We start from the raw sequence: 12,844 nt of genomic DNA, 5'->3' as shown, positions 1-12,844 counted from the left end.
AGGCAGTGTTATTGGTTTTGCTTGCAATGGACTAAATCCATCCACCCCATTGCAAGAAGAAAATCCCGATGTTCGTGGTGACTGCGGCCATCAGCGTGGTGATCACGATGATCGACGCCGCCAGCTCATGGTTGCCGTTGGCCTCCCGCGCCATCACATAACTGGCCGCCGCGGTGGGGCTGCCGATGTAGAGGAACAGGATGCCAAGCTCGGCACCGCGAAAACCGCACAACCAGGCGCCAAGCGTTCCCAGCACCGGCAGCCAGACCATCTTCACCAGGCTGACGTCGATGGCCAGCCGGCCACTGTCGCGCAGCGCCGCCAGTGACAGGGTGCCGCCGATGCAGATCAACGCCAGCGGCAAGGTCATCTGCGCCAGGTAGTCCCCCGAGGTCAGCAGCCAGTTGGGCAGCGGCACCTGGCCGTAGGCCATGGGCGTGGCCAGCAGCACGCTGATGATCAACGGGTTGCTGAGGATGCTCTTGCAGATGCTCCACGGGTCGGATTTCAGGTCCGGGCTGTACACCGCCAGGACCACCGCCGACAGCGAGTTGTACAGGAGGATCACCAGCCCGGCCAGCACCGCGCCGAGGGATATACCGTAGTCGCCATACAGGCTGGCCGCCAGTGCCAGGCCGATCACGCCGTTGTTGCCGCGAAACGCGCCCTGCGTGTAGACGCCCCGGTCCGCCCGCGGGCAGCGCCAGATCGCCAGGCCCCAGGCCAGGCCGAAACACGCCAGCGTCGCAACCACGAAGTAGAGGATCACCCCGGGCTTCACCGCGGATGCCAGGTCGGCGTGGTAGATGCCGAGGAACAGCAGCGCCGGCATGCACACGTTGAACACCAGCTTCGAGGCGACCCGGTTGAAGTTGTCGTCGATCAAGCGGATGCGCTTGAGCAGCACGCCCATGAACAGCATGGCGAACACAGGGGCCGTGATGTTCAGTGTCTGGATGAGAAGGGCAAGCATGCAACGTGTTCCCGGGAAATACCGTCAGGGGCGCAATCATACGTGAGTGCCAGCGGACTTGCGCCCGCCACAGCAGCCAGATACCCGCACAAAGAGGTCTTGACGTAGGAATTTTCCTGAATATAGTACGGATTACTGTATATACATACAGTATAAAAATGGATTATCCGGACATTGCAAGGAGCAAATCATGTCAGGAATGCACACAATGCCTGCGGCCGCGAAGGCCCAGGCAACGCTGGTGGTCGCCGACCTCGAGCAACTGTTCGAGGAACAGGGCGTCGCCCTGCCCGGCACCGACAGCCATCTGATGCTGGTCATGCATGGCCATCACACCGTCAAGTACCACCGCCTTGCGCCGCCACCGGCTCGCGGCCCCTCCGCACGGCGCGGGCCGGAGCTGTTCTTCGAAGGCGGCGAACACACCGCCATCGGCGACAACACCCTGCTGCGCTTTGAGGCGGGTCAACCGGGTATCCCCGCCCACCAGTCGCCGCTGCCGTTGCCCAACGGCCTGAGCCTGACCTATGGCCAGGTGATCGCCCTGGGCGGCGACTTCTACGGTTTGCCCGATCACCCGATCGCCGATGGCGCCAACGACGCCGAACGGGTCGATCGCTTCACCCAGGCCTTCGATTCCCTGGCGCGCCTGCCGGCAGCCAAGGCGGAAGCCGAACAGATCCTTGCGGTCATGCAGGAAGAAATCGGCGCCGCCAACCAGGCCATCAAGGACGGCCGTCAGCCCCACGAGGCCTATGACGCGCTGGGTGACAGCCTGTCGGCGCGCTGGAACCGCATCACCGGGGGCGGCAGCTTCGCCTCCGACCTGTTCCCCCTGGGCCGCTACCTGAAACTGGCCGCCAGCAACTGGGATCACTTCGGCCCCTGGGCGCTGGCGGCCTACCAGGCCGGCCACGCCGCCGCCCTGCAGCAGGCGCTGAAAGCCCGCGCCAGCGGCGAGGAGCGCGACCTGCAACTGGCCTACGCGATGAACGCCTTCGCCGACCACTTCCTCACCGACCTGTTCTCCGCCGGCCACCTGCGGGTGCCGCGCAAGGCCCTGGCCGATACCGTCACGCCGAGTGACGTCGGCTCGCTGATCTCGCGCTTCATGCACGACGAGGACAGCAAGTACGGCCTGGCCGTGCGCAATGCCGAAGGCGAGCAATGGCGCGCCTACGGCGACAAGCGCTACTTCGACAGCGTCGATGTGGCCAACCGTCGCCAGGTGGACCGCGCCGTGCAACGTTCGGCCGACGAGGTGTTCCAGGCCTTCGCCGAAGGCCGCGCACCGGCGGCGAAGGACTTCTCGGCGCTGCGCCTGGCGCCCGACCTGCGGGCCGCCGAGCAGGATCTGGTGCCCGGCAACTTCGCCCCGCTGTACTTCCAGGACGGCAAGACCGTGCTGCGGCGCAAGGATGTCAACGACCTCAACGACCGCAACCGCATCGGCGACTGGTGGGGCTGGAGCACCTACCTGCTGCTCAAGGACTACAAGCCGAACAAGCCTACCGGCTTCATCGATGCCCCGGCCGCCTCACCGGCGATCACCGGCTGGGAGCGCCGCGAGCCCGATGGCCTGAACTGGCAGCGGGGCAACGCGGTGCGCTACGCCTTCAGCGTCACCGACCGGCTCAACGAGTCGTACATCGGCCCATGGAGCGCCTATGTCGAACTCACCGACCAGTTCCACCCGAGTGTGCAGGTACCGGCCGACGGCAAGCAGCGCGGGCGCAACCTGTTCCGCCAGTTCCGCGGCGGTTCACCGGAACTGATCGCCAGCCTGGACGGCAAGACCACGCTCTATATCGATCGCAACGCGTGACAAGGAGGTCACCGATGAATATCAAGATCAAACTGGAACTGGCTTCGGGCCAGTCGATGGAAGGCATGCCGCTGGAGTTGCTGCGTGCCGGCAAGGTGATTGGCCGGGCGAAAGTGCCGGCTGGGGGACAGGTAGCGTTCGATGCGCCATCGGGGGCTGGGCAGCTGGCGGTGCGGGTTGACCGCTCGGGGGTGAAAGCCTGATAGAAGGCGGGGCCGCTTTGCGGCCCTTTCGCCGGCAAGCCGGCTCCCACAGGGCATCGGTGATCCTTGTGGGAGCCGGCTTGCCGGCGATGGGGCGCGCAGCGCCCCCAGTGGACTTCAGCGCCGCACCGGGCGCTTCTGCAACTTGCGCTGCAGCGTGCGCCGGTGCATGCCCAGCGCCCGCGCCGTGGCGGAGATGTTGCCCTCGTGCTCGCTCAGCACCCGCTGGATGTGCTCCCACTGCAGGCGATCCACCGACATCGGGTTTTCCGGCACCAGGGTATCCAGGTCAGTGTGCTCCGAGAGCAGCGCCGCCAGCACATCGTCGGCGTCCGCCGGCTTGCACAGGTAGTTGCAGGCCCCGCGCTTGACCGCCTCGACCGCCGTGGCGATGCTCGAGTAGCCGGTCAGGATCACCACCCGCATCTCCGGGTCCAGCTCCAGCAGCTTGGGCAGCAGCACCAGGCCAGAGTCGCCTTCCATCTTCAGGTCCAGCGTGGCGTAGTCCGGCAGGTCCTGCTCGGCCAGTTTCAGGCCTTCCTCGGCGGAACCCGCGGTACTGACGCGGAACCCGCGACGGGCCATGGCCCGGGCCATCACCCGGGTAAAGGTGGCGTCGTCATCCACCAGCAGCAGGTGCGGCAGTTCTTCGCCTTCGACCTGGTTTTCTTCGCTCATCTTGCATCTCCTCGCTTGCCATGGGGCAGGCGCAATTCGGTCAGGGTGCCACCCTGCTCATGACTATAGAGTTTCACCGAACCGCCCGCACGCGTCACGCTGGCCTTGCTCAAGAACAGGCCCAGGCCGAAGCCTTTGCCCTTGGTGGTAATGAAGGGTTTGCCGATCGCCTCGGCGATGGCCGGCGGCACGCCGGGGCCATGGTCGCGGATGCTGATGACGATGTCCTGGGCGTCCCAGTCCAGGCGCACCTCCAGGTCGTCCGGGCAGGCATCGGCGGCGTTGTTCAACAAGTTCAGCAGCGCCTGGGTCAGGTCCGGCGGCGGCGTCAACCGCGGCACCACGCCATCGCGCAGGCGCTGGAAGCGGTAGCTGGCCTCGGGGCGCATCAGGTGCCAGCGGTTGAGCGCCTCGTCCAGCCAGGCGGTGACGTCCTGCTCGATGATCGCCAGGCGCCGGTTGGCCTCGGCGGCGCGCACCAGTTGCTGCAAGGTTTCCTTGCACAGTTTGACCTGGTCCTGAAGGATCTGCAGGTCTTCCTGCAACAGGGGGTCGGCGTGATCCTGGCGCATTTCATTGAGCAGCACGCTCATGGTCGCCAGCGGCGTGCCCAGCTCATGGGCGGCGCCAGCGGCCTGGGTGGCCACAGCCAGCAGCTGCTCGTCGCGCAGGCTTTCTTCACGGCGTTCAGCGCGCAGGTTCTCCTGCCGACGCAGCTCCTCGGCCATGCGCGCGGCGAAGAAGGTGATCACCCCCGCGGCGAGGGCGATGCTCAGCCACATGCCATAGACCTGCATGGTGTCGCGGGCCAGCGGCAGCGTTTCCAGCGGGTAGTACTGCACCAGCAGCAAGCTGTAGGCCACCAGGGCAATGCCCGAGAGCACCAGCGAGTAGATCCATGGCAGCGTGACCGCGGCGATCGCCAGCGGCACCAGGTAATAAGAGACGAAGGGGTTGGTCGAACCACCCGAGTAATAAAGCAGGGCACTGTGGATCAGCAGATCGCAGGCCAATTGCAGGGCGTATTCGAGCTCGGTGACCGGCAGCGACAGGCGCAGGCGCAGGGCGGTGAACGCGCACAGCAGCGACGACAGCGCCAGCGTCACCGCCAGCGAGAACCACGGCAACGGCAGCAGCTCGGTCCAGTAGGCCACGCCCACGGAGCCGGCCTGGGCCGCCAGCACGAGAATGCGGATGAAGGTCAGGCGCCAGAGGTTCTGGCGTGTAGCGGACAACGGTTGTGCGACGGCGAGCATGAGCTCTCCCAATGAGTGCTCCAGGAAAATCGGCTGGAGTATACCGAAGCCGGGCGCCTCGCTGCAGCGATGCGGCAAAGCGCCACACTTTGTCACAGACTCATGATGGCATTTTTGAACCCACTACACTGTTGCCGGTCTGATAGGCCATGCGTGGAACGGATGTCCTCATCCACGCCTTACCTTGCCAAGGAGCTCCACATGCACATTTCCCGTCGCGGCGCCGCCGCCGTTGCCCTGTCCTGCGGCATGCTCGCCAGCCTGCCGGCCCTGGCGGCCGATGAGCCTCGCTACAACCAGGTGTCGCTACGCGCCGAAGTCAGCAAGGAAGTGGCGCGCGACCTGATGGTCGTGACGCTGTACAGCGAAGCCCAGAACAGCGACCCGGGCAAGCTCGCCAAAGAGATCACCGAGACCATGAACAAGGCCGTGCAGCAGGCCCGCCAGGTCAAGGATGTGAAGATCAGCCAGGGCAGCCGCAACAGCTACCCGATCTACGACACCAAGGGCCAGAAGATCACCGGCTGGCGCGAGCGCGCCGAGCTGCGCCTGGAAGGCGCCGATTTCCCGGCCCTGTCCAAGCTCACCGGCGAGCTGCTGCAGGACCTGAAAATGGGCGGCATGGACTTCTCCATCGCCCCGGCCACGCGCAAGTCCAATGAGGACGAGCTGCTCAAGGACGCCGTCGCCGCCTTCAAGGCCCGCGCCCAGCTGGCCACCGAGGCCCTGGGCGGCAAAGGCTATAAGGTGGTCAGCCTGAACCTCAACAGCAGCGGCTACCCACGTCCGTACCTGCGCAGCGCACCGATGGCGATGATGGCCAAGGGCGCCGCCGACGAGGCCGCACCAGCGCCGGATATCGAGGCGGGCACCAGCGAAGTCAGCATGAGTGCCGATGGCCTGATCGAAGTCCAGGTCCCCTGACCCCTCCAACTGGATGTCCGGGTCGCGTAAAGCGTCTCGGACAGCAGTTTCAGACCTTTCCTACGCACCAAACGGGTGCGTCTGCTTGTCACATAAAGTGCGAAATATCTTGTAATTTCCGCCCTTTTCTCCCGCGCAAACGATCAACATTCGCCAAAGTTATATGGATGCGACATCCATGTACGTCCGTACCACTATTTGGGCGCCAACCATCCCGCTGAGTGTTGCATTGGGAACACCCCCTGCATAAGTATCCGCAGGTCGGCTCACGAGGCCGCCTCAATTCGAAAAATGACAACAATGAGGCCACCATGCTCAAACACGCAGTCATTCCGTTCCTGGTTGGCGCAGGCTTGCTAGCCGGCGCACCGTTCGCCCACGCCGCGACCAATCTGGTGTTCTGCTCCGAAGGCAGCCCGGCCGGTTTCGACCCTGGCCAGTACACCACCGGGACCGACTTTGACGCCTCCGCCGAAACCATGTTCAACCGCCTGACCCAGTTCGAGCGCGGCGGTACCAAGGTCATTCCGGGCCTGGCTACCCAGTGGGAGGTTTCCGATGACGGCAAGACCTACACCTTCCACCTGCGCGAAGGCGTGAAGTTCCATACCACCGAGTACTTCAAGCCGACCCGTGCGTTCAATGCCGACGACGTGCTGTTCACCTTCAACCGCATGCTCGACAAGGACCACCCCTTCCGCAAGGCCTACCCCACCGAATTCCCGTACTTCACCGACATGGGCATGGACAAGAACATCGCCAAGCTCGAGAAAGTCGATGACCACACCGTGAAGTTCACCCTCAACGACGTCGATGCCGCGTTCATCCAGAACCTGGCCATGAGCTTCGCCTCGATCCAGTCCGCCGAATACGCCGACCAGCTGCTCAAGCAGGGCAAGGCCGCCGATATCAACCAGAAGCCGATCGGCACCGGCCCGTTCGTGTTCAGCAAGTACCAGAAGGACGCGCAGATCCGCTACAAGGGCAACAAGGACTACTGGAAGCCCGAGGACGTCAAGATCGACAACCTGATCTTCGCCATCAGCACCGACGCCTCGGTGCGCATGCAGAAGCTCAAGAAGAACGAATGCCAGGTCACCCTGTTCCCGCGCCCGGCCGACATCGCGCCGCTCAAGCAGGACAAGAAACTGCAGATGCCCGATCAGCCTGGCTACAACCTCGGCTACATCGCCTACAACGTGATGGACAAGGTCAAGGGCAGCAACGACGCCAACCCGCTGGCCCAGCTCAAGGTTCGCGAAGCCCTGGACATGGCCGTCAACAAGCAGCAGATCATCGAGTCGGTGTACCAGGGCGCCGGCCAGCTGGCGGAAAACGCCATGCCGCCGACCCAGTGGTCCTACGACACCACGATCAAGGACGCCAAGTACGACCCTGAGAAAGCGAAACAGCTGCTCAAGGAAGCCGGCATCAAGGAAGGTACCGAGATCACCCTGTGGGCCATGCCGGTGCAGCGTCCGTATAACCCCAACGCCAAGCTGATGGCCGAGATGCTGCAATCGGACTGGGCCAAGGTCGGCATCAAGGCCAAGATCGTCAGCTACGAATGGGGCGAGTACATCAAGCGCTCCAAGGGCGGCGAGCAAGGCGCCATGCTGATCGGCTGGAGCGGCGACAACGGTGACCCGGACAACTGGCTCGGCACCCTGTACAGCTGCGACGCCATGAGCGGCAACAACTTCTCCAAGTGGTGCTACAAGCCCTACGACGACCTGATCAAGCAGGCCAAGGCGACCTCCGACCAGGCCAAGCGCACCGAGCTGTACAAGCAGGCGCAACACATCCTCAAGGAGCAGGTGCCGATCACCCCGATCGCCCACTCCACCGTGTATCAGCCAATGAGCACGTCCGTGAAGGACTTCAAGATCAGCCCCTTCGGCCTGAATTCCTTCTACGGGGTCAGCGTGGACAAGTAACGGCCGTGATCGTCCCGCCGGGGTTTGCCGGCGGGGCGATGACACGACCAGGCGATACGTAGGGCAATTCCCTCACGCTCGCCGGAACGCTCCCGCACCCAAATCAGTAGCGAACCCTGGCTCCCGCATTCTGGCGCACCTATCGTCAGGACCGGGATGTTGCAGCCGCGTTTTGCCTGTCGCGGCCCGAAGAAGACGGACAAAGGATCTGCCATGCGCCTGACCACACTGTGTTCCACCCTGCTTGCCCTCGGCCTGCTGAGCCAGGCTCCGACGAGCCTCGCCAACAACCTGGTGTTCTGCTCCGAGGGCAGCCCGGCGGGCTTCGACACCGCCCAGTACACCGCGGCCACCGACAACGACGCCGCCGAGCCGATCTACAACCGCCTGGTCGAGTTCGAGCGTGGCGGCACCGCCGTGCAGCCGGGCCTGGCCACCGACTGGCAGGTGTCCGAGGACGGCCTGAAATACACCTTCCACCTGCGCCCCGGGGTGAAGTTCCATGCCAACAAGGACTTCAAGCCGACCCGCGACTTCAACGCCGACGACGTGCTGTTCACCTTCAACCGCATGCTCGACAAGAACCACCCCTTCCGCCAGGCCTACCCCACCGAATTCCCGTATTTCATCAGCATGGGCCTGGACAAGAACATCGCCAGCGTCGAGAAGACCGACCCGCTGACCGTGGTCTTCACCCTCAACAAGGTCGACGCCGCGTTCCTGCAGAACATCGCCATGGCCTTCGCCTCGATCCTCTCCGCCGAGTACGCCGAGCACCTGCTGGCCGGCGGCAAGGCCAGCGACATCAACCAGAAGCCCATCGGCACCGGCCCATTCGTGTTCCAGCGCTACCAGAAGGACTCGCAAATCCGCTTCAAGGGCAACAAGGACTACTGGGCGCCGGACCGGGTGAAGATCGACAACCTGATCTTCTCCATCAACGTCGATCCCTCGGTACGTATCCAGAAGCTGCGCAAGAACGAATGCCAGATCACCCTGCACCCACGCCCCGCCGATCTGCCCGCGCTCTCGACCGACAAGCAGCTGCAGGTGATGACCCAGCCCGGCTTCAACCTCGGCTACATCGCCTACAACACCCAGCACCCGCCATTCGACCGACTGGAGGTGCGCCAGGCCATGGACATGGCGGTGAACAAGAAAGCGATCATCGGTGCGGTCTACCAGAGCGCCGGCCAGGCCGCATCGAACGCCATGCCGCCAACCCAATGGTCCTATGACAAGTCGATCAAGGACGCGCCCTACAATCCGGAAAAAGCCAAGCAACTGCTCAAGCAGGCCGGGGTCAAGGAGGGTACCGAGATCACCCTGTGGGCCATGCCGGTACAGCGCCCCTACAACCCCAACGCCAAGCTGATGGCCGAAATGCTCCAGGCCGACTGGAGCAAGCTCGGCTTCAAGGTGCGCATCGTCAGCTACGAGTGGGGTGAATACCTCAAGCGCATGAAGAACGGCGAGCACGATATCGCCCTGATCGGCTGGACCGGCGACAACGGCGACCCGGACAACTGGCTGGGCACGCTGTTCAGCTGCGACGCCATCGGCAGCAACAACTACTCGCTGTGGTGCGACACGCAGTACGACGCCCTGGTCAAGAAAGCCAAGCAGGTCACCGACCGCGACCAGCGCACCAGCCTCTACGAACAAGCCCAGCAACGTCTCAAGCAACAGGTGCCGATCACCCCGGTCGCGCACTCCACGGTCAACCAGCCGCTGAGCATCAGCGTGAAAGACTTCAAGGTCAGCCCCTTCGGACGCAACGTTTTCTCCGGCGTCAGCATCGATTGACCCTGCATTGCCCGGCCGGGAGTGCGACCCACTCCCGCGCCCGCGTGCAGCCCGGATTTGCCTGGCAACCCCAAGGCAGACACTGCAGTACCGCGTCACCGTGACAAGCCCGGCCCACGAGGTCGGGTGATAACTAAAAAAATATCAGGGAGCTTTCATGTTGATTCGTACCACCACCACCGCACTGGCCTTGTCCGTGGGCGCCTTCTGCGCCCTCGCCCAGGCCGAACCGATGAGCCAGGACTTCGTGCCGATCGCGCTCAAGTCCAGCAGTGAGCAGGCCGAGGCCAAGGGCTTCATCGATGGCCAGAGCCTGTCCGGCAGCACCCGCAACTGGTACGCCCGCGAACGCGCCACCCGCGCGCCGCTGTGGAAGTACTACAAGAGCGACGGCACCCGCCACGACACCCACAGCCGTGACAACTGGGTCCAGGGCACCATCCTCAACTACAGCTCGGGCTTCACCGAAGGCACCGTGGGCTTCGCCGTCGAGGCCGCGGCCTACAACGCCATCGCCCTCGAGCAGGGCCGCGCCGCCGTGGCCGGCCCGAACAACCGTACGCTGACCCACAGCGACGGCGATCCGATCGGCCAGTGGAGCAAGATGGGCCTGGGCAACGTCAAGGCGCGCATCTCCAACACCACGCTGACCGTGGGCCGCCAGTCGGTGGACACGCCGATGATCGCCTATATCGGCAACCGTGCGCTGCCTTCGAGCTTCCAGGGCGCGTTCCTGCACAGCGCCGAGTTCGAGAACCTGTCGTTCGACGTGGGTACCTTCGACCGCGTCTCGCCGCGTACCGAGCAGAGCCTGAGCAAGTTCCGCAGCGAATACGGCAACGGTGTGGAAACCGACCGCGCCAGCACCGTCGGCATCAACTACCAGCCGCTCAAGAGCCTGACCACCAGCCTCTACGCCACCAAGGTCGAGGACTTCTGGAACCAGTACTACTTCGGCGCCAACCACGTGCTGGGTGACAGCGCGGTGCTGAGCCTGACCACCGGTCTGAACTACTACAAGACCGTGGACGAAGGTAGCAAGAAGATGGGCGAGATCGACAACGACACCTACAGCCTGTCGTTCGGCCTGACCCACCAGGCTCACACCCTCACCGCCTCCTGGCAGCAGGTCAACGGCAACGAGTACTTCGACTACCTGCACGAAACCAACGGCATCTACCTGGCCAACTCCCTGCTGTCGGACTTCAACGGCCCGAACGAAAAATCCCTGCAGATCAGCTATGTGCTGAACATGGCGCCGTATGGCGTGCCGGGCCTGAAGTTCAACGTCTACAACGCCCGCGGCTGGGACATCGACGGTACCCACTACAAGGGCACCGCCTATGACGTCCGTGGCCAGGACGGCGAGAACCACTACGAGTGGGGCATCGGCACCAGCTACGCGGTACAGAGCGGCATGCTGAAGGACACCACCATCCGCGCCACCTATACCGCCCACCGTGCGAGCAAGGCGCAGAGCGACGGCAGCCTCGACGAGTTCCGCGTCGTCACCACCATTCCGTTCAACATCCTCTGACCGTTGGCGCCACGGCCCGACTCCCCACGGGCCGTGGCGGCTACGCTGGAACTAGCACTGCAGGGAGGTTCCATGAAAATGCTACCGCTACGTGCTGCCTTGGCAGCCGTCATCCTGGGCGCCGCATCGAATCTGGCGGCCAAGCCGCTGGTGGTGTGCACCGAAGCCAGCCCGGAAGGCTTCGACATTGTCCAGTACACCACCGCCGTCACCGCCGACGCCACGGCCGAGGCCATCTTCAACCGCCTGGTCGACTTCAAGCCCGGCACCACCGAGATCCAGCCGGCCCTGGCCACGAGCTGGGAAGTCAGCCCCGACGGGCTGGTCTACACCTTCCACCTGCGCGAAGGCGTCAAGTTCCACACCACCGACTACTTCACCCCGACCCGCGACTTCAACGCCGATGACGTGCTGTGGAGCCTGAACCGCCAGCTGAAGAAAGACCACCCGTGGCACGACAAGACCAGCGTCGGCTACCCCTATTTCGAGAGCATGGCCTTCAAGGACCTGCTCAAGTCGGTCGAGAAGACCGACGACCACACCGTGGTGATCACCCTGACCCGCCCGGAAGCGCCCTTCCTGCGCGACCTGGCCATGGCCTTCACCTCGATCTACTCCGCCGAGTACGGCGACCAGCTGCTCAAGGCCGGCAAAACCTCCGACCTCAACAGCAAGCCGGTCGGCACCGGCCCGTTCGTGTTCCAGCGCTACAGCAAGGATGCCCAGGTTCGCTACAAGGCCAACCCGGACTACTTCCGCGGCAAGCCACCGGCCGACGGGCTGATCTTCGCCATCGCCACCGACAGCAACGTGCGCCTGCAGAAACTGCGCGCCAACGAGTGCCAGATCGCCCTGTATCCCAAGCCTGACGACGTGCCGGGCATCAAGACCGATCCGAAACTCAAGGTCGCCGAGATCGAGGCGCTGGTCACCGGCTACATCTCGATGAACACCCAGCACAAGTACCTGAGCGACGTGCGCGTGCGCAAGGCGATCAACATGGCCTTCGACCGCCAGACCCACGTCGACCAGCTGTTCGGCAAGGGCAACGCGCTGCCGGGCGTCAACCCGTACCCGCCGACCATGATCGGCTACAACACCGACAACAAGAACCCGCCCCACGACCTCGACAAGGCCCGAGCCCTGCTCAAGGAAGCCGGCGTGCCGGAAGGCACGGTGATCACCCTGTTCACCCGCAACGGCGGTGGTCCGACCAACCCCAACCCGCGTCTGTCGGCCGAAATGCTCCAGTCCGACCTGGCCAAGATCGGCATCAAGCTCGACATCCGCGTGATGGAATGGGCCGAGATGCTGCGTCGCGCCAAGAAGGGCGAGGCCGACCTGGTGTCGGCGGGCTGGGCCGGCGACAACGGCGACCCGGACAACTTCCTCACGCCGATGCTCAGCTGCGATGCGGTCAAGAGCGGCGAGAACTATGCGCGCTGGTGCAACCAGAAATTCCAGGACCTGATCACCCGCGCCCGCGAAGTGATCGACAACGACGAGCGCGCCAGGCTCTATAACGAGGCTTTGGCGGTGTACGATGAAGACCAGCCGTGGATCAGCATGGCCCACCCGAAAATGTTCACCGCCATGCGCGAGAACGTCGAAGGCTATGTGATCAACCCACTGACCAACAACAACTTCGCCACCACCAAGGTGAAGTAGAACAACAACAGCCGCCGGACCTTGTGCAAGAGGCCCC

Annotated in this window: 10 protein-coding genes; 7 read left to right on the top strand and 3 right to left on the bottom strand. The window is 64.0% G+C overall.

All coding sequences use genetic code 11. The features are described from left to right. Positions 1–31: 31 nt before the first annotated feature. Positions 32–973 (bottom strand): AEC family transporter, encoded by a 942-nt coding sequence (locus HU751_RS20030; protein ID WP_186733550.1) that lies wholly within the window; start codon positions 971–973, stop codon positions 32–34. Between the two features lie 190 nt (positions 974–1,163). Here HU751_RS20030 and HU751_RS20025 point away from each other — a divergent pair, with 190 nt between their 5' ends. Both HU751_RS20025 and HU751_RS20020 read left to right on the top strand, forming a co-directional pair. Beyond that, positions 1,164–2,798: a phospholipase gene (locus HU751_RS20025; protein WP_186733549.1), complete on the top strand. Its 1,635-nt coding sequence runs from the start codon at positions 1,164–1,166 to the stop codon at positions 2,796–2,798. A 14-nt stretch (positions 2,799–2,812) separates the two neighbouring features. Beyond that, entirely contained in the window at positions 2,813–3,001 is a 189-nt protein-coding gene (locus tag HU751_RS20020; protein ID WP_186733548.1) for a hypothetical protein, read from the top strand. A 117-nt stretch (positions 3,002–3,118) separates the two neighbouring features. On the opposite strand, the gene HU751_RS20015 is transcribed toward HU751_RS20020, so the two are convergent. Further along, entirely contained in the window at positions 3,119–3,679 is a 561-nt protein-coding gene (locus HU751_RS20015; protein ID WP_028689629.1) for a response regulator transcription factor, read from the bottom strand. Next, entirely contained in the window at positions 3,676–4,935 is a 1,260-nt protein-coding gene (locus HU751_RS20010; protein ID WP_186733547.1) for an ATP-binding protein, read from the bottom strand. Before HU751_RS20010 ends, HU751_RS20015 begins: the two co-directional genes overlap by 4 nt. Positions 4,936–5,136: 201 nt before the next feature. On the opposite strand from HU751_RS20010, the gene HU751_RS20005 reads away from it, so the two are divergent. From HU751_RS20005 to HU751_RS19985, 5 genes are all read left to right on the top strand, one after another. Continuing rightward, on the top strand, positions 5,137–5,859 hold the full coding sequence (locus tag HU751_RS20005) for an SIMPL domain-containing protein (protein WP_050704071.1): 723 nt from the start codon (positions 5,137–5,139) through the stop codon (positions 5,857–5,859). Between the two features lie 311 nt (positions 5,860–6,170). Further along, positions 6,171–7,796 (top strand): ABC transporter substrate-binding protein, encoded by a 1,626-nt coding sequence (locus HU751_RS20000; protein WP_186733546.1) that lies wholly within the window; start codon positions 6,171–6,173, stop codon positions 7,794–7,796. Positions 7,797–8,009: 213 nt separating this feature from the next. Beyond that, the gene (locus HU751_RS19995; RefSeq protein WP_186733545.1) at positions 8,010–9,602 is read left to right on the top strand and encodes an ABC transporter substrate-binding protein; all 1,593 of its coding nucleotides are present in this window, start codon (positions 8,010–8,012) and stop codon (positions 9,600–9,602) included. Positions 9,603–9,759: 157 nt separating this feature from the next. Then, positions 9,760–11,139 (top strand): OprD family porin, encoded by a 1,380-nt coding sequence (locus HU751_RS19990; protein WP_186733544.1) that lies wholly within the window; start codon positions 9,760–9,762, stop codon positions 11,137–11,139. Between the two features lie 72 nt (positions 11,140–11,211). Beyond that, complete coding sequence (locus HU751_RS19985) at positions 11,212–12,807, top strand: ABC transporter substrate-binding protein (RefSeq protein WP_186733543.1); 1,596 nt, start codon at positions 11,212–11,214, stop codon at positions 12,805–12,807. Positions 12,808–12,844: the final 37 nt, after the last annotated feature.

The organism is Pseudomonas peradeniyensis, assembly GCF_014268935.2.
GTDB lineage: Bacteria > Pseudomonadota > Gammaproteobacteria > Pseudomonadales > Pseudomonadaceae > Aquipseudomonas > Aquipseudomonas peradeniyensis.
The sequence above is the reverse complement of the archived record's forward strand: the minus strand, read 5'-3'. Positions and strand labels throughout refer to the sequence as shown.